Consider the following 22,635-nt stretch of genomic DNA (forward strand, 5'->3'; position numbering starts at 1 on the left):
TTTAAACGTTGAGTACCAAAACCAAAAAGGAGGGACTTTCATGGCTAGTAAACCCACAATAGTCAACGAAGAATATCAATATGGGTTTAACGACGGGGATGTTGGGGTTCTTAAGTTTGCTCGGGGTTTAAGCCGCGAAACGGTTGAAGAAATATCCCGGATCAAACAAGAACCCAAGTGGATGCTAGATTTCCGTCTACATGCGTTGGATGTGTTTTATAAAAAGCCAATGCAAAATTGGGGAGCTGATCTCAGCAAGCTCAATTTCGACGATATCATCTATTATGTTAAACCATCGGAAAATCAAGGTCGTACATGGGACGAAGTGCCACAGGCCATTAAAGACACCTTTGAACGCTTAGGCATTCCTGAAGCCGAACGCAAATTCTTAGCAGGCGTCTCTGCCCAGTATGAATCAGAGGTTGTCTATCACTCTATTCGCAAGGACTTGGAGGAAAAAGGCATTATTTTCCTCGATACGGATTCGGCATTGCGGGAATATCCGGATCTGGTGCGGGAATATTTTGGTACCGTCATCCCGCCCGAAGATAACAAATTTGCCGCGCTCAACTCGGCTGTCTGGTCTGGCGGCTCGTTCGTCTATATCCCGAAAGGGGTCAAAAGCGATATTCCCCTTCAGGCATATTTCCGCATTAACTCGGAGAACATGGGACAGTTTGAACGCACCTTGATCATCGCCGATGAAGATTCCTTTGGGCATTACGTCGAGGGCTGTACCGCTCCCAGTTACAATTCGGAATCATTGCACTCAGCTGTTGTGGAAATTATCGTCAAGGATGGCGCACGGATGCGCTATACCACAGTTCAAAACTGGGCGCCCAATGTTTATAACCTTGTGACGAAACGCGCTGTCGCCTATAGAAATGCGACTATGGAGTGGGTTGATGGTAACATTGGATCCAAAGCCACGATGAAATACCCTTCCGTATATTTAATGGGAGAAGGGGCAAGGGGTAGTGTTTTGTCCATTGCCGTGGCGGGCCGCAATCAACACCAGGATACGGGCGCCAAAATGATTCACATGGCACCCAATACCACTTCAACGATTGTCTCGAAGTCCATCAGCCAACATGGAGGGAAAACAACTTATCGGGGCCTGGTGCATTTCGATAAAACCGCTATCGGAGCCAAGTCTAATGTCAAATGTGACACGTTACTTATGGACAGCGAATCCGTCAATGATACCCTGCCCTATAGTGAAGTGGAAACCAGTCAGGCCGAGATGGAGCATGAAGCTACCGTCACCAAAGTCAGTGAGGAACAACTGTTCTATTTACAAGCTCGGGGTTTAACCGAAGAGGAAGCCACGCGCCTTATTATCCTCGGTTTCATTGAACCCTTCACACGCGAACTGCCCATGGAATTTGCGGTCGAGATGAATCGTCTCATCAAGTTTGAGATGGAAGGAGCAATTGGCTAATTGGCTAAGTGGGTTCGGGTAGCATCGGTTGAAGACCTGAAAGAGCAAAACCCCTTGCTGGTCGTATTGGATAACGAAGATGTTGCATTATATCGGGTGAAAGACCAATATTTCGCGACAGATGATTTGTGTTCGCATGCCGAGGCCTCGTTGGCTGAAGGTGATTTGAAAGGGTATTTAATTCATTGTCCTCGCCATGGCGGACAATTTGATGTCCGAACGGGCGAAGCCAAGCATTTTCCCGCTTATGCTCCCATTCGGACATATCCGGTCAAAGTTGAAGGAAATGATATTTTCATTGACACAGAACGAGAATAGGCGAAAATCTCGCCTATTCTTTTTGTGTGACCAACGAATCGGAAATACGCACGGCCGATGCCGCTTGAATCAAATCTAAAGCGATATCTTCGGGATCTTCTAATCCTACTGAAATCCGAACCATACTATCCGTAATCCCCATTTTGGCTCGTTCTTCGGGTGTTTGATTCCGGTGTGAAGCAATTAAAGGATACAGACATAAGGTATAGATATCCCCAACCGTTGTCGCTGAAGCGACGAGTTGAAGATGGTCCAAAAATCGAAACACGTCCTCTTTACCGCCGCCTAAGTCTAGGGTAACCACCGCCCCACCCAAATCCGCTGGCAACAGTCGTTCTGCCACCGTATGCGTCGGGTGATCTACAAATAAGGGATAGAAGACCCGGGTAAACATCTGGGATTCCTGTAAAATCCGGGCCAATTTGGCGGCATTGTGACACTGCCGTTCGAAACGAACGCCCAGCGTGCGGAGTCCCCGGTGAATCAACCATGCTTCAAAAGGACCTAATACCGCCCCGCGCAACTTTAAATATTGATGAAGACGATTATGATATTCTTCTCGCCCAAGAACAATACCGCCCATCGCATCTCCATGTCCACCCAAATATTTAGTTGCACTATGCACCACAAGATCAGCCCCCCATTCTAGAGGCCGCATGATGAGCGGTGTGGTAAAGGTGTTGTCCACGATAAGTTGAGCACCTAAACTATGAACTAAGCCAACAATTTGCGGAATATCCAATACTTTTAACAAGGGATTAGACAATGTTTCCATTAAAACCGTTCGCGGCTTGTGAAGCTGAAGAAGTTTCTGAAAATGAGAGAGGTCGGTAAAGTCTTCAATGACTACCTTCACCCCCATTTCACCCCACACGGTGCTTAACAGATTCAACGACGCGCCATACACATCTTGACTGACTAAGAGCGTATCCCCTGGTTCAACATGAGTGGCATATACAGCCGCATCAATGGCCGCCATTCCCGAAGCCGTCGCAATTCCGGTCTCGGCCCGTTCAAGTTGCTTCATAGCATCAACTAAAGCTTCCACATTGGGATTAGCATGACGGGCATAGGAAAAGCCCTCGATTTCTCCACCCATTAGTTGATCTAACATTTGGGCTGAGCGAGAACGATAACTGGTTGACGGAAAAATGGGTAACGCGGTAGGCTCGATGTCGCCTAGTGCAGGAGTTCCCGCATGAACTAATAATGTATTCCTTCGCCATTGTTGGCTCAAGGTAAACGCCTCCTCATGTTCATAAAAAATCCTCCCATCGAGGGAGGGGTGGCGATACCCGTTCCCTCTCATCTTGAAAGACTTTGTCTTTCAGGAATTAGCACCAACCAGACGATAATCATCTGGGGGTTGCCGGGCTTCATTGGGCCAGTCCCTCCGCCGCTCTCGATAAGAGGTTTTAACAATTGAATGCACTTTAACATATCTCGCCGGATTCAGCAATATGGCGATATGACTCACAAAAAAGTACTCAAAACGAGGGATGTGTTAACTAGATCAATGACGCGGCGTCACATGCAGGAGAATTCCATGATAAGCATTGTCTTTAGCCAAATATCAGGCCATTGTTCGTAATCGCACAAGGGACCGCACCTGGCTCCCCAGTGACCCATGGTCAGCCACTACTATCTTCAGTAGTTGAGTGATGTCGTCGTAATCACTTCCAAACTTGACACAACTATCGTCATGTTGCCGTGGACAGGGAAAGTCCAAACCAACCAGTAACCGCGTCAATTCGCTGCTCGCCAACCATGCTGCTATGTCTGCGGTAACCGACCGTCCATTTATAGTTATATAGTTCCTGAGCCCTGACGGAGACAGCTTAGCTATGGCGCAGAAGATATCTGCTCTCCCCCTCGTCTAGGATTCGCTATCCTCCTAAGCCAGTACTTGTACAGGGGGACGTCGACAACATAACGATCGCGTGGTACTGTGCAATGCTCCATTCCTTGGGATATTTTTCCGCTCGACTATCACCAATTTAATACTCGGGGAACGTTCACTGATTGATTCATTACCGCAGCACCTTACTTCTGGACTCAAGGAGCGGAGCAACAAGCGCTTTGTACAGCCACGGAGAAAGGGACATAATGGCAATTCCTGAAACAATAAACGGTGTCGTAATGCCCCATGCGCTGGCAACAAACCCTCCGGCTATCGCGCCAACAGGCATTCCTGACCATGCGATAAACCGGTACGCTCCGTTAATCGTGCCTATGCGGGCCTCGGGAATCTCATGCTGACGCATCGTGACCGTTATGATGTTCCATATGATGGTTGCTGCCCCCTGTCCGGCCATGGCCAAAAAAGCGATAGGGGCGAAACGAACCAATCCCAGGGTCAATTCCGATGCCCCGATAATAAAGTTGGCAACTGGAAGATACCTTGAGCGAAGAAACGAAGACTTACGACTTGTGATGCTAGATGCCAGGGTCGCACCCAGGGAACTGGCAGCGATCAATAGGCCGTAACCGGTGCTTCCCAAATGAAGCGTATGCTCCGCCAACAAAACGAGCAGTGCCGTAGTGCCTCCGCCAAAAAAGTTGTGTCCGAAAGACCCGAGAGCCAAGGTGCGAATTGATGCATGTTGCCAAAGCCATGTCATCCCGGACCTTAATTCTTGCAATACCCCCGAGAGGTTAGATCCATGCCGGTCGGCCTCTGGCACCCAAGCTCCTGGCAATCCCATGACAACGAGTCCACCCAATGCGTACAATAATGCGATGAGTGCCCACGTGCCGCTGCCAGAGAACCTGAACAATAGAGGAGCTGCAATTGGCCCCGCCAAGAAGGCAAATATCGTTAGGATAAGAGAAACTTTAGAATTAACTTCGGATAAACGCTCCTTAACGAATACAAGTCGAGGCATTATTTGCGCTAAGTTATCCATTATAACGTCCAAAAATCCCATAAGGAGGGCCGCGAAAAGAACCACTAGGAGAGTTTCTTTGCCCTCGCAGATAGCAAGGCCCATTGCCCCACTTATCGCGGAAAGACACAGAGCTCCGCCCAAAAACAGCCGTCGTTTGTGGACACGGTCGATGAGGACTCCAGATGGCAAGCCGAAAATTAACCACGGCACCCTCAAAACCGCTGTTGCCGCAGCTACCCCAACATCGGCGTTAGTAACGTTGGCCGCCATGATTGGTATTAATACCGTTCGCATTCCATCAGCAAGAGAACGCAGGGCCATCACAACATAGTATTTAATAGTCGATTCCTTGGAACGCTCCTTCATAGCGAAGACCCTACATCCAAAACCTGAATGATTCCCGTGATGGACTGACCCGATTGGGACACTAACCACAACAGGCAGTCGGTAACATCGCTAGGTTGTCGACTGGCTACATCGCGAAGAGCGTACATGGTACCAAAGTCTGCGCCTCCAAGCCATTCCGTCAATGCTTGAGCCACCTCACTATTAACCACGATTATGTTTTCTGGATAGATTTCCTGAAGCATCTTCCTCGTATTGGTATTGGCAAGGTCATTCTCCGTCGAGAGAAGCTTTAGACCTCATTGCCCCCCGCGTTAGCAGTCTCGCAATACCCGATACCAGCTCGTAGTCTTCTGAAAATCGGATAACCCACATTATGAGAATCCGGCGAACTTCTGCGTCTGCGTCAATCTCTTTCCCGACCGCGAGAGTTCTTAGTTATCGGGATTTCCACAGGGAGTCCGCACCATGACTTTGTTTTCGTCGTTCCAAGACTGAAAGCCGAGATAATCGGTGATAGCCGCATACAAGTATCAAACGGCTTGAGCGAGGTGAGTTCGTCCAGCCGACTTGTGTTATAGCGATCTCTCGAGTTATGCCATGGCAAATACCGGATCTCATAGGCAGCGTTTCCCACCGACCGTGGCGACATCTCATTATCCTAAGGCGTAGGTGCAAGATCAAGATATAGATCTCGTAACATGATAACCATTACAAAACCAATTGAAAAATTTTTTCAGGTTACTAATGGCACGGTTAGTCAGAGGCATGCTTAAACCGAGGTTCTGCCCACACCGTGTGGATTTCCTTCGGTTAAATCCCAAGCACACGGCAAAAGGCGTTGTGTGAGTAACGTCCATAGCCAGAGAGAGAATTGGCTTCAGCAGTGACGGAACGATTTGCAGTCGAGGCACCGTGAAGTAAGCGTCCGAAGATCGATGATAAAAGCTGCACACATAGTGTCAAATCCTTCAGATAATTAGTAGGCAAGGGACATCAACGAACGGGATAATGTGTTGGATCGTCAGGGTCAATGCCCCCTGGTATATTGTCATAACCAGTGCCGGAAAAAGACGTGAAATTCAGAAACCAATGCCAGGATTGTCAGTGTCTGCTCAGTGATAAGGTGATTTTCGAAACGGTTGGCGTTAAGAGAATTGTGGTATAAACCCATTAGGTGAGCGATAGTAAAAAATCCCCACTGCAAGTTGGTGATTCACCGATCTGAGATGGCATAGTAAAGAGGGGCTTTGAGCGAATCCGACATGGTCGGAGATCAGGGCCAAAAACTGCTAACCTTGATATAACTCACCCACTGTCCGGCTAAATTGGACGAGTTTTCGCCGCATGGCCTCCGATTCTTACGGTAAACCTGTACCATTACATGTATATCTTAATGAATGCCCGTGACACGGACCGAATCCGTGGTGGCAACAATGGCTTCAGAAGACTCAAACCTGTCGAATTGACCACATCCGTGAATGTCTTCCCCAGCCATAAATAACGGATCATCCACTATGGAGCCAGGAAATTGGCCTTCAACGCGTCGAAGGCCAAGGTGCCATTGACCTCATCAATAAATTGAGGGATCTGGCATAATTACTGGCTAGTTGTGGCGCTGCCCTACATTGGAGCTACGGACGGTTTTCGGAATTCTGAATATGGGATACCATTTGTGTCCGTGTAACTTGCGGTATGAAACCGCAATAACGGGGTGTTGGTGCGTTGGACTGACGGTTACGTAGACCGTCGACCCTCCAGGCACTCGTACCTGATGAGAACCTATCGTAAACATTACAGAGCTATCCGTGTTGAACACCATCATACCTTGGAATCCCGTCCCGGTATTCGCGGCCGCTCCAATAAACGAAACCTGCTTGGCGGGATGGGCATACGTTACCATCCAATGCTTTGCCGACGGCCATGGTTCGGGTATCCCGGTGGTTGGCCCCCGGCCACAAGCGGTTGTGATGATTAGAAGAGCTAACGCGAGCATAACCCATCCCCGGTTCCGGCGCATCAGTAAGCCTCCTTTAGGTATTCGGAGCGTTAACATCGTCGTAATGATTCCATGTAAAGTCAAAGAAAACTGTCGTTACCGAAATTAATTGATGTCGGTGAGGCGTTAATGTTCTTTTTTGAATCATTTAGGTGGTAGTCGTACAAATTAATCCAATAGTCTGGCCAATTGCCTACACTCTGCCATCCGCGACTGATTTCGTTGTTGGCATCGGTCAAGGTGAAGGTGCTGCAAATCCGTGACAATCTGCTGGGCCGCGTCGGCGTCCATCAATTGCTGTAAGAACCTCGCCACCGTCTGGCTCAGAAAATCGATGTGGTCGACACTCCCCGTGCGTAATACATCGAGTAATAGGACACTAGGCGTAGTCATCCCATTCGGACCGCCTTATAGATTTTCAGCGATCTTTAGGAAATCCAATGGAAAATGCTGTGTTGTAGAGACCGAATCTAACAACCTGGTTTGGTCAGGCCACGTCTGCCTCTCGGATACGCTTTCGGGGCAGAATCCCCAATTTACACCTCAGCTTTCATCTAACATGGGAGTAAGAATCCAATGCTTACGCGAAGTTGGGTCCACCATCAATGAATTAAATCACCACGCTCGGGTTACCCATGAGACAGCACGCGGAGAACATACGGGAACATCATGACCGCTGAGACACAAAACGATTAGCTTCGCATGAACCCTCGAGGACTTCCGTATGCTGTCTTAAGCAATTGAACATGTGTAAAGTAAGATGTAGTATTTTATCATATGCCATAATGGATGTCAGACTTATATATCAATTGGCATTTAGTCAAAATTAAAAGAGGAATGAGCCATTCGCCACAAGAAATCACCAAAAATCGGTTACCTAACGGACTTTTGGGGGAAAACTCAGTGACGTCTGATCCCATGGATAGCTATTCGGCGGTTGAGAGTCTCCACAACGTGCGTTATATGATTCCTTCAAGTCTCGTCTTACCTGTATTTTCGTAAGCGCTAAGTAATGAACCCTAACATACCAATTAGTACGCTCTGAGCGGTCGATTTCGGACGTAAGCGGTGAGGATAATACCCTCGCAAGAAATAACTGTGATAAATATCTCGAGTCTGGTCCAAGAAGTCGAAACGATTTGTCAAATAGATTCTATAGCATTGAAGTTCGATCAGTCTTGTCCAAGGATCACGGGAGGGAATCACAATGATGACCAAAGCTATACGATTTTCGTTAACCACTATTATAGCGCTAACTGGAGTTTTGACGGGATGTGGAACCAAGACCTCAACTAAGAATTCAGCGTCTGTTACCGACGCATATGCTACCATGGTCAGCCATCACAATATGACATCATGGAATGTACAAGTTATACCGATACCTCGTTTAAGTATAACAGCCATTTACGTAGGGACCAAGGCATCCGATCCGACCCTAACCATCTTCACAAAAACAAAGTCCCAACCCCAGTGGCGAAGGTTGTTTACTACAAGTTCAAACTCTAAACTAGCCAATAATAACAAAAATCCAGCAATTAATATTCAATGGCCATCAAATGCTCCTCAGTTTTTCGGCGACATAAAACTTAACTTGAATTGGTCTGTTGGCGGCCATCAGTATTCAGGAGACGCTGTGTTTGCCGTAAAACCCCTTAAAACGACTGCGGCTTCTACATAACGGAATTCTAAGACGAAAGAACCAAGTCCACGTTCTGTTAGTCCCTGTTATCGTCATGAATCGCACCGACCGGAGTCATTGTCAGGCGCAAAATCCAGACAAATTTTTGGGGACTCAAGCACCTTTTCGCATACTGGAGCCAAATCTTGATTTGTGAACCCCTCTCATTAACTCGGCTAGAAAATTTAAAGAAATATGGTTCGAAAACCCGCGGTCAAGAAGGTCCAAAAAACATGTAACGGTTTTGGCAAGGTCACCGACCCCATGACCGTCGACAGAAATATTGCGTCCCAATGCGTCTCAACGTGCAAGAGATCCCGGTCCACGGACTTGTTGATATCAGCCTCCCATCACTTCGGCAAACGCGAAGTGATCCCGGCATGTGTGGACGTGTCATATCCATCGTTGGCATGTTTTTGTCTCTTGGCAGCCCAATTGGTTCTGCAATAGATGGGTTCACTTTGACGCGATGCCTGACATATACCCTCTTTCTCCCAATCATAACAGAGCCTTTATCCGTCTTAATGATTCTTTTCTTAGGTCCCCGTAACGAACCAAGGGGTCGGTCTAATTGATTGGTGAATAGCTTCTCGAAATATGGTGTGATGATGATATTCTAAACTTAACGAGTTTAATCCTTCTTAAACCCATGGTTTGTCATATACTGTCGCCGCTCAAACTTTCATCACAGCACTATGAGATGTCGCGTAGGCCTAGGTATCGGCAGTGATAACTGCCCGTTGGAAACGGAGGAACTGGTGAGCACATCATCCTTGGACATCTTAAAAAATCGCCGGATATTCCTGATGCTGGTGTCGAAGCTCATGTCCACCGCTGGTTCTACCAGTTTATTGCTGGTTATCACGTGGACCGCGACCGTGCATCTGGGCGGGCCGCCCGTTGCCGGCCTGGCGCTGTCTGTCGATTCGGTGGCACAGCTGATGTTACTGTTATTGGGAGGAGTATTGGCCGATCGGGCATCACGAGGATTGATCCTTGGCCTCTTAGACCTGACGCGAACAACTATCCTGGGGGCTGGGACGATCCTCCTCATCTTGTGCCCACAGGTTCCTGTATTATTGGCGATGACTGCCGTTTTGGGTGCCATCACTGGGCTCTACTCACCCGCGACCACAAGTTTTCTGGCTGATCTGGTGCCGCCAAGCCAGTTATCAACCGCTCTTGGCATCTATCAATCAATCTCTCGTCTTGCGATCTTTCTGGGACCCATGATTGGCGGCTTCTTTGTGGTCATCTTCCATGGATTTCTTCCCTTTCTCGGAACGGCTTGCCTATACGGCGTGTCGGGCACCTGTGCCCTGGTCGTCAGGTTACCCGGACAACGCCGGTCATCCATCCGCTTCCGGGCTGCGCTCGGGGAAGGCGTGGCCGTAATCCGTTCACACCGATCCCTAACCTCCCTCATATTCCTGGCGTTGGCGACGAATGTGCTCTCAGCACCCCTTGACGTCCTTTTGCCTTCATACTTTCGAATCCTGCATGAAGGAACCAGTGGCTATGCTTTGGGCATGACATTTTGGGGCATTGGCATGGGGATTGGAGGGGTTCTTTTCCTTGTAAAACCCATCAGCGCACGGGCCATCTCCATGATCCGGTTCGGTCCATCGGTGATGGGTATTATTCAAATGACGATGGGGCTCGTCGATCAGTTTGCGTTTGTCCTCTTCTTAATGTTCATCCTAGGTATTGCGACAGCCCTGGTCAATACCGCCATCGGATCGCGAGCTCTTGCCACCGTCAATGCCGACATGAGGGGCCGGGTGTCGGCGTTCCTTCAGATTGGTAGCGGAGGGTTACTGCCCCTAGCATTCGCCGCAACGGCGGCACTCGATGCCGTAACCGGTGCTTTGCCGTTATTCATTTATGGTGGTGCCCTACTCGCCCTGTTGGCTCTGGCCCTCACCTGGGGTTTGCGGCGGGATACCTTAGCGGGATTTTCCATGCCTTGAATGAGCGAGATCAACAAAGATTGCCACCGCACCCGCGTCTGCAGAAAAATGGTGCGAATCAGTTAGACCCTAGGCTATGTTGTCATCCATGACAACAAGGGTTCCATTTCAGCACGCCGCAACACGCGGATAAGTGCCTCCCTAGCCGCTATCTCGACTTCATCAAGACGTAAGGAGGGATACTGGCCATTTTCATAAACAATTTTCCCCGCGACCATGGTGAGATAGACATCACTCGCCCGCGTTTGATAAACGAGCTGACTGTAAATGGGTGTCATATCCCATAATTGATGATGAGGTCCACGGAAATTAAGGAGGACAATATCGGCTTCTTTGCCGACTTCGAGCGACCCAATTTCATCTTCCAAGCCTAAGACCCGGGCGCCTTCGATGGTGGCATGAGCAAAAACTTCAGGAGCAGATAGATAGGTGGGGCCAAACACCGGCTTCGCTAAAAGCGCTGCCGTCCGCATTTCTTGAAATCCATCCAGAAGATTGTTACATGGTGCTCCATCGGCTGCAATCCCAAAAGTCAGTTCTTTTTGACGCCACCGAACCGTCGGCGCAAATCCTGACCCCAATTTTAGATTGGACGACGGACAATGCACCAGTTTAGACTGTGAGGTAGCCACCATATCTTCTTCATCGGCATTCATCCACACCGCGTGGGCAATGACGAGAGATGGAGACAGAATTTGTTGGTCGAATAAATGGGCAATAGGGGGGCGACGGTGAAGCTTTATCCCCTCAGTAATTTCATCCCGGGTTTCGGCACCATGAGTATGCAACACCGTATGGAATGCATCGGCCAATGTGCGGGCCTCTTCAAACAAGGCATCGCTAGCCGATAATGTAAACCGCGGCGCGGGCGCATAACGCACCCGCCCTTGATCCAGTCCATGCCACCGGTGAGCCAAATCATAACTTTCTTGCATCGCATCCTCTTTAGATTGCATTAAAAATTTATTAGGTCGATCCATAAGACATTTGCCCGAATATCCGCGAATGCCCATCTTTAACATCGTGTCTAAAATGTGTTCTGTGTGATGCAATGAGCCCATATCTAAAATCGTTGTCGTGCCCCCCGCAAGCAGCTCAGCGATTCCCAATTGCGCCGAGGCCCGCATGGCATCCCCGTCTAAAGCCGCTTCAAGGGGCCAGATGCGTTGTTCCAGCCAATCCAACAAAGACAGATCATCCGCCAAACCGCGAAATAGGGTTTGGCACAAATGAATATGCGGCTGCACCAATCCAGGGATCGCAACCATATTCCTTCCGTCAATCACGCGGTCGGGATGATGTGCATAAGAACCTATTGCCACAATCTTCCGGTCTTCTATCCACAGGTCGGTCTGGGGTAAAATATCGCGGGATGCATTCATGGTCACTACCATGGTTTTCCGAATACATGTTAACATGCTATGCCTCCCCTTCGACCCACGCTCTCACCCATGCCAATAATTCTTCGTCCATGCCGGGGCCGGCAATCACCGAAATGCCAAAAGGAACTCCGTGAATCATCAATAACGGCATAGAAACCTGAGGCAATCCCGCTAACCCTGCAATACACGTGAGTTGCAAAACACGGTCCCGAAAAGGATTAAGAATATTTAGAGGGGTATTTTTTAATGGGGCTATTCCCGGTGCTGTAGGCAGAATAATGAGCGTATCATCGCGCATTCGATTCCACAGTTCTTCCCGCCATTCCTTCTGCTTGTGGGCCCACTTATCGCGTTCTTCTCGCGTTATTGTCCGGGTCCAATAAAACCGTTCGTGAAAACCCGGACCAAAATGAGGCTCAATCTCAGTTATCCAGGCACCAAAATTCTGCCAAATATCATACCCTTGAATAATACGAAAGGCTTGACTCCAGACATCGAGTCCCGGTTCTGCAATCACTTCTCGCCGGACAGTATAAAAAAACGATGCAATATGCGAAATCTTTGCTTCCACTTCCGGCACTAATTCTTGGTCCACACGAGATATGCCGTCAGATGCTACCAGCGCACGTGTAAAATTATGCGCTGATGGCGTCTTAGAGTGATCCAACAAGACATTGGCGACATTTTCTAGCAGGTAAGGATCGGGTGCTAAACATCCCACCGTGTCAAAGGTTTGAGAAAGAGGGATAACACCTTCGAGTGAAATCCTGCCCGTGGTTGGACGAAATCCAAAAATTCCCGTATAACTGGCCGGAATCCGGACAGACCCCCCGGTATCCGTTCCAATAGCAAAATCGACTAATTTACCCGACACCGCCGATGCCGAACCACTCGAAGATCCTCCCGGAATACGATCAGGGGCCTTTGGATTAACTGGGGTACCATAATGAACATTTTCACCATTTAATCCATACATTAATTCATCCGTGTGGGTCTTGCCGACTAGACGCGCTCCTGCCTGCAAAAGCTGAGTAATCGCCCGAGCTGTCTTTGAAGCCGCAGAATGCGTCCGGTACCAATCGGGATTGCCGCCCGAGGTGATAAAGCCTTTCACATCAAACGCCTCTTTGGCGGCAAAGGTTGTGCCGCTTAGCACTCCCTGACCTTCAGGTTCTAATATGCAAGACGTATCGAAAAATGCTTGCAACGTATCATTAATCATCCACAACTCGCCCCTTCTACCGGATTACTGCGAATTCCCACGCGATCTTCCCTATCTTCCCTACTTAGTGAAATCTCTACAAAATGATCTGGGGCAAAAGTCCGCGCCAATCCCCTCGCCGAGGCATTTCCCTGGACCTCATGTCTTTAGGACTTAAGGGTTTTACGTAGGAAAATTGATTGAGATTATGAAAAATATCCGCTCACCCTATTAAATCCCTTATGGTAGTACGTTATATGCCTACTATGTAAGTAGGTATTTGTCTTAGGATATCGAAAGAATCACTGCCACGGGTCCTCCTCCTAGTGGCCCATGATGTTCAGCACGAGTTGACACGTACACCGCAGGATTGCCCGTAATTGCCGCCAAAATGGAACTCACGACGCAGCGGGCATAACGCGTATCATCAATATCATCATCCGATAACATAGTATGACGATACCCTCGAATGTTATGGCGCGGATCCGCTTCAGCCTTAGCAAAGACGCCATGAATCCGTTTAGTAATGTCTCCCTGGCAAAGCTGAGAGCTAGAAATCCCCAATCCCTCGAACAACGAAATCACCGATTGGGCGTCTAAAATATCCTGCATTACGGTGTGGGCAATGACCAAATTGCCATTCCACCATGGCGAATTTCCCAGCACCATGATATCGGAATACGGCAATCCGGGTTTGCTGGAGGTGCTGGCACACCGGCTATATAATGCAAAATCCTGAAGAATCACATCGTCACTCAAATCCTGTGAATTGACTTCGCCTAAGGCTAAAGCCACTCCCAATGCGGAAGCACCCCGGGAATAGGCCATGGAGTTCCGGGGAGATGTCGGCGGCCATTCGTAAGGAATGGCCCCTTTCACATGGACGAAGTGCACATCGTGTGGATCAATTCGGGCTTTCTCCATAATCGTACGAATCGTATGAGCGGTTTCTTCAACCATCGTCATCGTCCCCACCTCATCCGGACGAAAATGGCGTGTCCGTCCCCGCCCGATGGCCAGCCTTGGCTCATATAATGGCGTGGAGGGAAAGCTTCCTTGTGTCTCAAAGACCCGGTAATGAGGTGTGGTAACGCCTTCGGTGCCTCCGGAAAATGACAACAGCACGTTGTCTTCTATCACTGCCGGCTCTTGATGCCAATAAGCGGCCAAAACATGACGACTTTTCTCGACCGCCAAGTCGCGACTGAAATCATTTCGGCCGCCGTTCCCTTCGGTTTTTCCCAGAATGGCGACAATGCGAAATGGATCAATTTCATGGCGGGTCATTGCCGCCTCCAGCTCGGAAAAATCGCTGGGATGATTCATAAAACCCGTAAAGATCCGCGTTTCCATCACATATCAACCCGCAAATGTTTGCCGGTATGCGTCTTGACATGCACTTTATAGACATCACCCCGGTTCATGTCTGCTGGAATCGGTTGCGATGCCAAGGCTTCCACCACTTCCTCCGAATTCATGGTAAAAATGGTCACCGGATGATGAATCGCCATGGGAAAATCGTGCCACACCCGTTGCCATAACATGATTCCGTGACCCGGTGGAAATTTAAATGCTTCAACTTGGGCTAAATTGGGAACTGTAGCATTCTCTTCAGGGCGCCCCAGCACCATGACAAAGGGAGCGGAACCGAGTCCAATAAAAACCTGCGTTAAAATGGTATGATATTCCAACCAGAGTACTTCGGTATCACGCCGAGAAATCCGAGCTGTACGAATGACTGGCTTGCCACGGCACACAAAATCCAAATTGGCTCCTTCCTCCACGCTGCCTTGATAAAAAGGAATGGGAAGTCCTGGACGATGTACTCCTTCACCTAATAACATACCGTAAGGAGCCACCGCTTCTTCTGTCGCCTCTTTTACCGGTATTGTCAAAATTTCGTCTGTGCTTGTCATTTCATCATCGCTCCTTGACATGGAAAAATTCAGTACGGGTTAAACCAGTTATTAGGGATATTCCTACTTCATGGTATTCATCTTGAGACCTCGATATGGGTCAGACAGGACTCTAACGGGTTATGGTCTCATGTTGGGCTTGTAAGGCGTACCACAGGCGTTCCATCGTGATGGGTAACTCAGTCATCCAGATGCCTCTAGCCTGAAAAATTCCGTCCACAATGGCGGGAGCGACAGGAGCTAAGGCCACCTCACCTGCGGATTTCCCCCCAAAGGGCACCGTCTGTTCTTCATGGTCAGCAATAATAATCTCTAAGGGCGGAATATCCTGAGGACTGATCAATGCATAATCGAAAAGTGACGCATTGCGGACATGACCATCCTGATCATCTAATTCCAGTTCCTCGCACAGCGCATAGCCAAGCCCTTGCACAACAGCACCTTCAATTTGTCCCTGAAGGCCCATGGGATTGATCGGCTTGCCCACATCGATACCCATAACCATTTGTTGAATGTCTAATTGACCCGTATCGTGGACTTTGAGACGAACGGCCAATATGGCAAAGGGAGCAGGAGAATCCGTAGGCGCCGCAATGCCCTGAGCCATAATCGGATGTCGCCAAGGCCCGTAAAAACTAGCGTGCGCCACTTGATACCAACACGCGGCAAGAGGACTTAAAGGAGTTGATGACGCCCGTGACATTCTTCGCGCCAACGCTAGCATCTTACGACGCACAATCCTCGCCGCTTTAAAGGCCGCATAACCGGTAACATATGTGGTCGACGAAGCATAAGTACCGTAATCAAATCCATTATCCGCGGTCTTCCCCATGGAAAAATAAATCGGGATAAAATCCACAGGAAGATCTAATGCCCCGTAAATAATGCGAGCGAGAGCTTCCTTAGACCCCTGTCCAATGTCCATTGCGCCGGTTTTCACCACCAAACTGCCGTCCTCATCCACATGAATCACCACTTGAGCCAGTTCTTGGCCCGGCACTCCACTTGCTTGCATACTCATGGCTAGACCAATGCCCTCGTTCTCCCCCACAGGCGGACCCGATTGAATTCGTGCCATGGTCATCTCCAACAGTTCCCGCAAGTCACTATGATGTTGGCGTTTGACCATCCCATCATAGGCAAAAATATCGAGAGCATCGCCTTTTTTGGCCAAAATAGCATGGCGAAGGGCAGCAGGCGATAAACCTTTGGCATGGGCTATTTGATTGATATGGGTTTCAACAGCCATAGCTCCTTGGGGTCCCCCGTAGCCACGAAAGGCTCCCGCTACAGGTCCTGGGGTATAACGCACTTGCCCATGAAAGTGGTAATGTGTGGCCCGGTAAAGGGGCAACGACTTTAAACCCATATTATGGGCCACAGTGGGCCCGTGCGATCCGTAGGGACCCGTTTCTACATCAGCTTTCAGATCAATGCTTTGTAATGTCGTATGATTCCACGTGCTCTCCACGTTTAACGTGGCCGCATGCCGTGTGCGGGTGATGGTGAACTCTTGCCGGCGGCTTAAAATCATTTTGACGGGTTTTTTGGTCCACACAGCTAATAATGCAACCCATGGTTCCACAATCACTTCTTGCTTGCCGCCAAATCCCCCACCGACATCAGTCGCTTGGACCACAATACGCGATACGGGCCACCCGAGTGCCCGGGCGACAATCCGCCTAACATGATAAGGAACTTGGGTGGTAGTCACGATAACCAGCCGATTTTCTTCGTCAAAGTAACCCAAAGCGGCATGAGGTTCTAATTGCATGTGGCTTACCCGATGCACCCGAACCGTGGTACGAAAATGTTCACCCCCTGATTCACTTGAGGGCTCACTCTGAAGATCCCATTGACTCATCACATTCGAAGGATTTGCTTCATGAAAGGGGCCATGAAGAGGTTGATAAGCAATATCGGCATATTGTTGTACCGCTTTGATGTCTTTTTCGGAACGAGCGGCAATGAGCGCGATGGGCTCTCCTGGATAACGGAGCACGCTATTTAAAATCTTCATATCGTAAGGGGACGGCTCCGGCTCGGGTTGTCCCGCCGTCGTAAAAGGATGTTCGGGCACATCATCTGCCGTCAAAATGGCTACCACACCAGGCATTTGTCTTAACGAATCAAGATTTTGTATGTGTGCCGTGCACGGAGCAGAGGCTGCTTCAATCACGCCACAAACTAAGGCGTCAGAGGCCAGATCCAGTATATCCGGAGCAAACCGGGGTCTCGTGCTCAAAGCCCATTTTCTCATAATGCGATTCCCCTATTATTCTCATTCCACCACTGTTGATAGATGTCTTGCCACATATTCAGGATGAGAGCCTGATAAAAGCGGTTGACGCCCTCACGGTCTAATACCCATTGCCTCATAGCTTGATCGACTTCGCGCAAAGTACCGCAAGCCGAGCCTTGTAGCGGCCATGGAGATAATCCGCAGGTCATAAACGTGATTTTCCAATGAGAACCTTGAGGCGTCATGATGACCGTGAAGTTGATTAGCGGGCGGGTCATCCGCCCTTTGGCATACTTACGAAAATAAACGCGGGAATCCTTAGGAATTTCTGGCACCTTCACCCCCACTATGGCACGCTCTTGAGCGCTTTCTGGCCAATCTAAGACATCGTTTTGGATATCAACATGGGTCGTGTCAATATACCGGACAGAAGACTGCAATAGGCGCAAGAGGGGATATAAGTCCGCTACGGGTTGTGGGTTGGCAATCACACCAATGACTGTAGCAACCCGGCGAAATGCTGGCGATCCCATCAGACTCAAGATTTGGGAAATCGGATGGTTAACACCTAATGCCTGCTGCCACGCATTTAACGTAATATTAGGGCCAAGAGTCCAATTCTGTTCATCGCGCTTAATCCCTAAGATCCCCGCCCATGCTGTCAAATCACACACAGCTTGAGGACTATGACCGTCTTGAAGAAGCCATGTACCACCCCCTATGATAGGAACATGTTGCGCCAAACATGTTTGCACTTCTTCAATAGTGGAAGGCTCAATCCAGCGCATTATTGTCCCTCACTTTCGCAATGGCGCGTAAAGGTGCGTAATATCCTGTGCAGCGACAGATATGTGATGAAAGACCCGCTCGAAGATCTTGATCTGTGATATCCTTTTTGCTCTCCAATAAGTATTTTGCACTGAGCAAGAGTCCTGGGGTGCAATATCCACATTGAGCGGCGTGTTCTTCACTAAAGGCCGCCATTAACTGATTCATCAAGGCGTCATCTTCAAATCCTTCAACGGTTTGAATCGACCGGTTTTTTTGACGAATAGTGAGGACAAGACAACTGGGCACCGGCTCATGATCAACTAACACGACACAAGATCCACAATGTCCCGTACCACAACCATAACGTGCGGAAAAAATGTGCAGTCTGGTTCGTAATGTGGTCAGAAGACGTTCTTCTGCAGGAACTTTCAGGATATGCAGTTGATTATTCACAACCAGTGAAACATCATAAAGCTCGTCTTCCAGATGGGACATGTGAACAGTTCATCTCCATCGTCAACACTTTCATCACTTATTGGCCTGCCATGGTGTCCAAGGCATCAGCCCTCGAAACTCTCTTCAAACCATGCGCGTTTGGCAGAGGTTCTAAGAAATACTACAATGATCTGTTAGATTTATTAATAGTTGCGGCAAGTTTTTGGCTTTTTATCCAAAACAATGACGGAGCTAATACCCAAAATGTTCGGGTTCCATGCATCACGATATCATCGAGACATTGACGAAATCCCGTAATGATCCCATCATGTTGAGGGAATCATTAGTCGCCAAATCATCAAACGCATCGGTAAATAATGTTTGTACCAAAGATCACGGAAAGGATGATTGTCACGGGCTTGGGAAAATTTATTAGACGCCCTGTTTGGATCAGTGTGGCTGTAGGAAGTGTGGGGGCTTTAGTTATTGCTGGATTGCCATTGTTTGCCTTAGCTGGAACCACAGCGACGGCTGCTGTCGGTGCTCTCTATACAGCAGTGGGATTAAAAACGCATCATACCGAAGACATTGATAGAGGTCTTAGCTATTTTAATGACGCGACCGCATGGTATCACACCATGATTTGGGCGTGTTGGCCGTGGAAAACTCTTGATCCGCACAACACTATCCTTACTGCTTTAGAACAATCGAGCCATAATTTAACCACGGCTGATACGGCTACCCAACGTGCGCTGCCCGTGATTAATGATTTACTAGGCCATTTAGGATTTGCGACACCCCACCATGCAGATCCATCATTGTCCCATTCGCAAATGGCTGCTGTCTTATTTCAACAATTGCCGACGGTCAATCGCCTCGTCAATCTGTTTTATCCAAGTCTTGTCCAGTGGAACCAGTGGATTCAAAAAGTGCAGATGCCGAACTGGCTGGTTAATCATCACCGCTGGCATGATTTTCAACAAGAAAGTCAATTGCTAACAACCGATCTGCAAGATATTCAAACGATTCTGCCCATGATTATCAAAATGGTGCCGGCTCATGGGACCAGACGATATTTTCTCATATATGAAAACACGGGCGAACTTCGCTCCACTGGCGGCTTTATGACAGCTTACAGTTACGTCACTTTTATCAATGGCCATCTTCAACCCTTACATTCCCATAATATTTATAATTTGCAATCGCAAATTCGCTACCGGCCGCCTGCGCCCTTAATTATTCACACCTATTTGTATTCGCCCATATGGCATTTACGTGACGCCAACACATCTCCCAATGTCCCAACGAGTGTACAACAAATTTATAAATTTTATAATTCCATCCCTCATGCCCCGCATTTAAACGGCGTGATTTTTGTCAACACCTGGTTAGCCGATGCCATTTTACAAAACATCGGCGGTGTAACCATGCCGAAAACTTATAACTCGCTCCAAGTCACCGCAGCCAACGCCAATTATGAAATGGAATATATGGCTGAACGGTCGCCACTGCCGATTCCCGCCCGCAAAAAATTCATTGCCATTATGTTTCATGAAGTGCTTCACAAACTCGCTCATTCGCCCGTCCCTGTTTTATTGGCGACGATACATAGTGTATTTAGGTCATTAAACCACAAAGACATCATTTTTTATTTTAATAATCCGCAAGTGGAAGATATAGCTAAAGCACACAATTGGGCCGGAATTGTTGACAAACATGTCCACACTGACTATCTAGAAGTGGTCGACGAAAATCTCGGAGGACACAAAGACAACTTCTATATGCATTATCACGTCACATCCCGCATTCAGAAGGTCGGGACCCGGTATCTTCAAACAACAACCATCACCTGGACTAATACAGGCATATTTGATAATTGGTTAGTGGTTCCTTATACATCATGGGTGCGGTTTTATGTGCCTTATGGATCGCAATTAATTTCCTTAACCGGCGGCAATGCCATCACCCAGGATTACAATAATCGCGCCCTCAATAAAACGGTCTTCGGCAATCACCTTACTATGCCTGTCCGCCTAACCGCTCAACAGTCGCCCACAACCGCCTCGATGACCGCTAGCTATTGGCTGCCGCCTGGGCTCAACATGTCGCGTTATGTGATTCAAAAGCAGCCAGGTATCAAAGACGATCATGAGCTCATCATTTTCAATGGCCATGCTTTACCGCCGTTTAAACTTTATACTGATACGACCGTAAGCTTAGAACATACTCACTCCTAATGCCGACGAGTCGAATTCACGACTCGCCGGCGTTTTGGGAATCACAAAATCCTTTTCATGCGATAATTTGGCCAGTTGTCATAATAAGCGCAGGGCAAGTGCAGTAGTCGATGGGATCTACGACGGGAGACTCAAAGCGGCTAAAATTTTCTCGACCGCTTTTTTTTCGATGCGGGATACGTAACTGCGCGAAATGCCCAGCCGTTCAGCAATTTCTTTCTGCGTATAACGCCTTTCTTGGCCATTTAAAGCAAACCGCAAATCCAGCACCATGCGTTCTTTTCGGGTCAAATTTTCAACAAAATCTGTTACCGAACGCATAATCAAGCTGACTTCCACCGTATCTGGGACTTCTTCCCCACCAGCTAACACATCTAACAACAAAATTTCGTTGCCTTCCCGGTCAATCCCAATAGGACTGTATATACTGACCTCGTTTTTAAGTTTCTTCTGGTTTCGCAGATGCATCAAAACCTCATTCTCAATGCACCGAGCGCAATAGGTTGCCAATTTTGTCCCTTTGCTTTGATTAAACGTATCTATGCCTTTTATCAGCCCAATCGAGCCAATACTGATTAAGTCGTCAGACTCAGTGCCTTTATTTGCATATTTTTTTACTACATGCGCCACCAGCCTTAAATTATGCTCAATCAAACGTTTCCTGGCTTCTTGGTCTCCGCGTTGCATGGCTTCTAGTGCCTCTTTTTCTTCCGCTTCCGTCAATGGCTGAGGAAAGGCATTACCCCCGATGTATCCGGCGAGCCAAATGGCTCCTTGGGCCGCCGCTGCTGCAATTAAGACCATCAAACCGATACTGATGCCCATATGTGACCCTCCCCCATATTGAATGGCGCGAACTTCTTGCCCCACCATCATATGAGGAACGAAAAAAGAGTGTGCATGGCCACTATAAAATCCATCCACAGCACAAAACGCACCCCACCAATCAAAACAACGCCTGTAAAAGGGGCGCAGGATTCGGGCAAATGTTATTAGAGTATGGAAAGGATGTTTCCCGTCATTTCGTGCGCAGACGGTATTGCACGCGTTCTTCCGCCGCTAGTGTCGTCTGTTCAGTCAGCATGGCGCATCCTACCGCGACTGGGCAGATGAGACACTTCGGCTTTCTCGCAGTACACACCATGGCGCCCATATCCATGAGCGCATTATTAAATTCTCGAGCCTGTCCAGGAGGGACAATCGCTTCAGCAATTGACCACAACTGGTGTTTAGTTTCGGCTGATGAATCTTTGAAATCAATAGCAAAGTAGCGTCCAATTAACCGATTGACATTGGTATCCAAAATGGGAGCATCATAGCCAAAGGCAAAAGACATAATGGCACCGGCGGTATAGCGTCCAATCCCGGGAAGGCTCAATAGTTCGTCTAATGTGCGTGGAAATACCCCATCAAATTGGCTGACCACCGCTTGCGCAATTTGATGAAGCCATTGTCCACGGATTTTATAGCCCAAGGGATCGGTAATGGTCTTGACCTCAGCTAACGATGCATTGGCTAAATCCGTCACCGTGGGAAAACGCTCCAAAAAGCGCCGGTACACTGGTTCCACCGTTTTAACGGTGGTTTGATGCAGCAAAATCTCTGACACCAAAATATGATACGGATTGGTTGTATGGCGCCACGGCAAATCCCGGCCTTCTTGCTGATACCATGTTTGGATACCTGTCTGAAAGATTTCAAGCAGATGCGAATCTACCACGGCATGATACTTAATGCGTTTCATACGCTCACTGTAAAAGACTTGCGAGTAAATGACAAGTACTCATCTGTTAACTACCAAAGCCTAAAGGT

20 protein-coding genes and 1 riboswitch are annotated in these 22,635 nt (G+C 48.4%); of the genes, 5 read left to right on the plus strand and 15 right to left on the minus strand.

From position 1 onward, the window contains the following. Window positions 1-40 precede the first annotated feature (40 nt). Together sufB and AOA63_RS08255 are read left to right on the plus strand one after the other, a co-directional pair. Window positions 41-1,441: a Fe-S cluster assembly protein SufB gene (sufB, locus tag AOA63_RS08250; RefSeq protein WP_053959247.1), complete on the plus strand. Its 1,401-nt coding sequence runs from the start codon at window positions 41-43 to the stop codon at window positions 1,439-1,441. Beyond that, complete coding sequence (locus AOA63_RS08255) at window positions 1,442-1,759, plus strand: non-heme iron oxygenase ferredoxin subunit (RefSeq protein ID WP_053959248.1); 318 nt, start codon at window positions 1,442-1,444, stop codon at window positions 1,757-1,759. Between the two features lie 13 nt (window positions 1,760-1,772). On the opposite strand, the gene AOA63_RS08260 is transcribed toward AOA63_RS08255, so the two are convergent. The 6 genes from AOA63_RS08260 to AOA63_RS08280 form a co-directional block, all read right to left on the minus strand. Continuing rightward, window positions 1,773-2,996: a trans-sulfuration enzyme family protein gene (locus AOA63_RS08260; protein ID WP_053959249.1), complete on the minus strand. Its 1,224-nt coding sequence runs from the start codon at window positions 2,994-2,996 to the stop codon at window positions 1,773-1,775. Between the two features lie 65 nt (window positions 2,997-3,061). After that, window positions 3,062-3,171, minus strand: a riboswitch (SAM riboswitch). 618 nt (window positions 3,172-3,789) lie between these two features. Continuing rightward, complete coding sequence (locus tag AOA63_RS08265; protein ID WP_053959250.1) at window positions 3,790-5,013, minus strand: MFS transporter; 1,224 nt, start codon at window positions 5,011-5,013, stop codon at window positions 3,790-3,792. Next, window positions 5,010-5,204, minus strand: coding sequence for a hypothetical protein (locus AOA63_RS08270; protein ID WP_139061529.1), 195 nt, complete (start codon window positions 5,202-5,204; stop codon window positions 5,010-5,012). Before AOA63_RS08270 ends, AOA63_RS08265 begins: the two co-directional genes overlap by 4 nt. Window positions 5,205-6,385: 1,181 nt before the next feature. Next, the gene (locus AOA63_RS20360) at window positions 6,386-6,508 is read right to left on the minus strand and encodes a hypothetical protein (protein WP_278276967.1); all 123 of its coding nucleotides are present in this window, start codon (window positions 6,506-6,508) and stop codon (window positions 6,386-6,388) included. Window positions 6,509-6,598: 90 nt separating this feature from the next. Next, window positions 6,599-7,012 (minus strand): hypothetical protein, encoded by a 414-nt coding sequence (locus AOA63_RS08275; protein WP_053959252.1) that lies wholly within the window; start codon window positions 7,010-7,012, stop codon window positions 6,599-6,601. A gap of 147 nt (window positions 7,013-7,159) precedes the next feature. Then, on the minus strand, window positions 7,160-7,384 hold the full coding sequence (locus AOA63_RS08280) for a hypothetical protein (RefSeq protein ID WP_053959253.1): 225 nt from the start codon (window positions 7,382-7,384) through the stop codon (window positions 7,160-7,162). Between the two features lie 814 nt (window positions 7,385-8,198). Between AOA63_RS08280 and AOA63_RS08285 the strand changes: the two genes are divergently transcribed. Together AOA63_RS08285 and AOA63_RS08290 are read left to right on the plus strand one after the other, a co-directional pair. Then, window positions 8,199-8,669: a hypothetical protein gene (locus tag AOA63_RS08285; protein ID WP_053959254.1), complete on the plus strand. Its 471-nt coding sequence runs from the start codon at window positions 8,199-8,201 to the stop codon at window positions 8,667-8,669. 758 nt (window positions 8,670-9,427) lie between these two features. Beyond that, entirely contained in the window at window positions 9,428-10,639 is a 1,212-nt protein-coding gene (locus AOA63_RS08290; RefSeq protein WP_053959255.1) for an MFS transporter, read from the plus strand. Window positions 10,640-10,713: 74 nt separating this feature from the next. Here the strand turns inward: AOA63_RS08290 and AOA63_RS08295 are convergent, their stop codons facing one another. The 7 genes from AOA63_RS08295 to AOA63_RS08325 form a co-directional block, all read right to left on the minus strand. Then, window positions 10,714-12,057 (minus strand): amidohydrolase family protein, encoded by a 1,344-nt coding sequence (locus AOA63_RS08295; RefSeq protein WP_053959256.1) that lies wholly within the window; start codon window positions 12,055-12,057, stop codon window positions 10,714-10,716. A 1-nt stretch (window position 12,058) separates the two neighbouring features. Continuing rightward, a complete protein-coding gene (locus AOA63_RS08300; protein WP_171822658.1) occupies window positions 12,059-13,243 on the minus strand; it encodes an amidase in 1,185 nt (394 codons plus the stop codon). A gap of 264 nt (window positions 13,244-13,507) precedes the next feature. Next, complete coding sequence (locus tag AOA63_RS08305) at window positions 13,508-14,575, minus strand: ring-opening amidohydrolase (protein ID WP_053959257.1); 1,068 nt, start codon at window positions 14,573-14,575, stop codon at window positions 13,508-13,510. Continuing rightward, window positions 14,575-15,138 (minus strand): ureidoglycolate lyase, encoded by a 564-nt coding sequence (locus AOA63_RS08310; RefSeq protein WP_053959258.1) that lies wholly within the window; start codon window positions 15,136-15,138, stop codon window positions 14,575-14,577. Before AOA63_RS08310 ends, AOA63_RS08305 begins: the two co-directional genes overlap by 1 nt. A 112-nt stretch (window positions 15,139-15,250) precedes the next feature. Next, window positions 15,251-17,398, minus strand: coding sequence for a xanthine dehydrogenase family protein molybdopterin-binding subunit (locus AOA63_RS08315; protein ID WP_053959259.1), 2,148 nt, complete (start codon window positions 17,396-17,398; stop codon window positions 15,251-15,253). Continuing rightward, window positions 17,395-18,168 carry an FAD binding domain-containing protein gene (locus AOA63_RS08320; RefSeq protein ID WP_053959260.1) on the minus strand — a complete coding sequence of 258 codons (774 nt, stop codon included), beginning with the start codon at window positions 18,166-18,168 and terminating at the stop codon, window positions 17,395-17,397. The genes AOA63_RS08315 and AOA63_RS08320 overlap by 4 nt, the downstream gene beginning before the upstream one ends. After that, window positions 18,155-18,646 carry a (2Fe-2S)-binding protein gene (locus AOA63_RS08325; RefSeq protein ID WP_053959261.1) on the minus strand — a complete coding sequence of 164 codons (492 nt, stop codon included), beginning with the start codon at window positions 18,644-18,646 and terminating at the stop codon, window positions 18,155-18,157. The genes AOA63_RS08320 and AOA63_RS08325 overlap by 14 nt, the downstream gene beginning before the upstream one ends. Before the next feature lie 395 nt (window positions 18,647-19,041). Here AOA63_RS08325 and AOA63_RS08330 point away from each other — a divergent pair, with 395 nt between their 5' ends. After that, the gene (locus AOA63_RS08330) at window positions 19,042-20,823 is read left to right on the plus strand and encodes a DUF4012 domain-containing protein (protein WP_206742820.1); all 1,782 of its coding nucleotides are present in this window, start codon (window positions 19,042-19,044) and stop codon (window positions 20,821-20,823) included. Between the two features lie 117 nt (window positions 20,824-20,940). Here AOA63_RS08330 and sigK read toward each other — a convergent pair whose 3' ends face one another. Together sigK and AOA63_RS08340 are read right to left on the minus strand one after the other, a co-directional pair. Next, window positions 20,941-21,648, minus strand: a complete 708-nt coding sequence (sigK, locus tag AOA63_RS08335; protein ID WP_053960659.1) for an RNA polymerase sporulation sigma factor SigK — start codon at window positions 21,646-21,648, stop codon at window positions 20,941-20,943. 193 nt (window positions 21,649-21,841) lie between these two features. Further along, window positions 21,842-22,567, minus strand: a complete 726-nt coding sequence (locus AOA63_RS08340) for an A/G-specific adenine glycosylase (RefSeq protein WP_053959263.1) — start codon at window positions 22,565-22,567, stop codon at window positions 21,842-21,844. Between the last annotated feature and the right edge of the window lie 68 nt (window positions 22,568-22,635).

The sequence above is a fragment of the Sulfobacillus thermosulfidooxidans genome (genome assembly GCF_001280565.1).
Taxonomy (GTDB): Bacteria; Bacillota; Sulfobacillia; order Sulfobacillales; family Sulfobacillaceae; genus Sulfobacillus; species Sulfobacillus thermosulfidooxidans_A.